3 protein-coding genes are annotated in these 2111 nt (G+C 63.6%); all 3 read left to right on the top strand.

The window, feature by feature from the left end:
- The first annotated feature begins 508 nt into the window (after positions 1 to 508).
- A complete protein-coding gene (locus tag EOA29_RS34160) occupies positions 509 to 835 on the top strand; it encodes a hypothetical protein (RefSeq protein WP_126094509.1) in 327 nt (108 codons plus the stop codon).
- A gap of 125 nt (positions 836 to 960) precedes the next feature.
- Positions 961 to 1404: a hypothetical protein gene (locus EOA29_RS34155; RefSeq protein ID WP_126094510.1), complete on the top strand. Its 444-nt coding sequence runs from the start codon at positions 961 to 963 to the stop codon at positions 1402 to 1404.
- A gap of 222 nt (positions 1405 to 1626) precedes the next feature.
- On the top strand, positions 1627 to 1896 hold the full coding sequence (locus tag EOA29_RS34150; RefSeq protein ID WP_126094511.1) for a hypothetical protein: 270 nt from the start codon (positions 1627 to 1629) through the stop codon (positions 1894 to 1896).
- Positions 1897 to 2111: the final 215 nt, after the last annotated feature.

The following is a 2111-nucleotide window of genomic DNA, read 5'->3' as shown; positions in this document are numbered from 1 at the left end:
CCCCCACTGGCCTGCCGGCCATCTCCCCCGCAAAGGGGGAGATTGGATGTCGCGGCCGCTTTCGCCAATTGGCGCAGCAGACAGTAAGAAGGGCCGGCGCGGGAGCTGCTGATCTCCCTCCTTGCGGGGGAGATGGCCGGTCCACCCTCCGCAGCTGCTGCGGAGGACGGGCAGGCCAGAGGGGGGTACTGTCCCGCCAGCGCTCCAGGAATTTTGTGTGCGCTTGCAAAACAAGACCCGCCGGGCGGCGGGTCGTTGGCGCAAATCAGCACCATGGATAAAATCATAGCATTGCTGCCCTCACCGGGCAACGGCTTTTAGGTAAATATTCCTATTTTCTTTGAGAGCCTCTCCATGGCGCCGCACCACCGCAAACGCCCGGCCGTCGAAAAACGGCCTGACCGGGACAGGTCGCCGCAGGCGGGCATTTTTGTTTGGAACCATGGGCGGTCCGAATGGTTGCGCCCCTAGTCGCGACGCGACGACCTTCGCCAAGAAAGGAGAAATCATGTTTAGAACCATCCTTGCGGCCTCGGCGCTCACGATCGGTCTTGCCACGGCGGCGATGGCGCAGAGTGCCGGCCATATGGGCTCGGGCAACGCAAACGATACGACCGGCATCGGCAGCGGCCAGACGGTTATTCCCAATCCCGACAACAACATCGACACGGGCACGACCGGCAGCATTTATGGCGGCCCGGCCTATGACGACGGCATGAATTCGAACGCCGACCGCAACTGCGCGCCTGGTCCGCAGGGCGCTCAGCCGGATGCCAGCAACCTGTCGTCCGGAACCACCGCGCCCACCGTCAACGACAACCACTGCGGCAAGTAGCCTTTGAATTTCGTTGCACTGAGGGCCGTGGAGTTCGCTCCGCGGCCCTTGCCTTTGGCGGTCGCGGTCAGCTCGCTGGGAACCAGGAGACGCCCCGGCCGTTGGATGAAAAAAGGGAGAAAACAATGGCGGACAACGACACAAGCACTCAGACAAGCGGCAACGGCAAGGGCACGGTGAGCACCCCGCGCAACAGAGGCGCGTCGCGCAGCGCGCGGTCCTCGGGTGCTTCCGAGGCGGCGATGAAGAAGCAGATCGCGGAGCTGAAGCGCGAGGTGAGCCGGCTCAACCGGATGCTCTCCGACCAGGCCGAGGAGACGGCTCACGGGTGGTATCAAAGCGCAGCCGACCGCGCCTCGAACCTCTACAGCAGCGCCACCGGCCGCGCCTCGCGCACGGCCAGGCAATTGCGCAGCCAGGCGCATAGCGTTTCCGAAACGGTGCAGCAGAATCCCGGCACGATTTCCACCGCGGTCGCGATCGGCGGACTGTTCGGCGTGCTGATCGGGCTCGCCATCGCCAGAAATTCGCAGCCGGAGCCCGACTGGTTCCACCGCTGGCATCGCTAAAGCGCGAGGCGGCCTTGCCGCCTCGTCGCTGCCTCATCAACCTTGGCAGGAAAGGCCAAGCGCGAAACGGTCTTGCCGTCTCGTCGCTGCTCGTAGACAGGAAGGCAGCGCCGCGAGCCCGGGCTTACTTCCTCGGGCAGTCCTGCCCCGTCTGGCTTGTAATGACTGGTCATCAGCCGGACCTTATGGAATCATCCCGCATTGGAATCGCGGAGAGCGGGCATGGACAAACCTGCCATGGCATCCGTCTTTCGGATGCGGCATGTGCCAGCAAGCATTTCGGGCGTTCGCAGCCTGGGCCGGGGCCAGGCCGATCCGATCTTCCACTCGAGGCCGCTCGGCGAAGCCATCCGCTTCATCGCCGAGGCCGACGGCCAGTATGATCTGAGCGCCGTCGCCATCTCCTACGGCGACCGCTCGACGCCGCCGCTTGGCAGCCGTGAGGCCAAGCAGCTCTGGACCGAATATGGCGAACGCCTGATGGAGGCTTAGACCTCGCCGGCGGCCGGCCCGCGGCTGCTTTCAATGAGAAATCGTCGCAGTGGACCAGGTTATTTACTTGGAACTCATCTGAACCGCCTTGTTCGCGTCATGGAATTTTGCTCGGTTCGGGCGCGATTTGATTTCAGGAGGACAGATGCGTTTCGAAATGCGTTTTGGAGCGGTGCTTATCGGCGCCTCACTTCTGGCCGGCTGCACCAGCGCCA

It is taken from the genome of Mesorhizobium sp. M1E.F.Ca.ET.063.01.1.1 (assembly GCF_003998155.1).
Lineage (GTDB): Bacteria > Pseudomonadota > Alphaproteobacteria > Rhizobiales > Rhizobiaceae > Mesorhizobium.
This window is presented reverse-complemented; position numbering and strand designations above follow the sequence as displayed.

Excerpts from the sequence above, each read along its gene's own strand:
- EOA29_RS34160 (WP_126094509.1), top strand. The coding sequence starts at position 509 with ATGTTTAGAACCATCCTTGCGGCCTCGGCGCTCACGATCGGTCTTGCC.
- EOA29_RS34150 (WP_126094511.1), top strand. The coding sequence starts at position 1,627 with ATGGACAAACCTGCCATGGCATCCGTCTTTCGGATGCGGCATGTGCCA.
- EOA29_RS34155 (WP_126094510.1), top strand. The coding sequence starts at position 961 with ATGGCGGACAACGACACAAGCACTCAGACAAGCGGCAACGGCAAGGGC.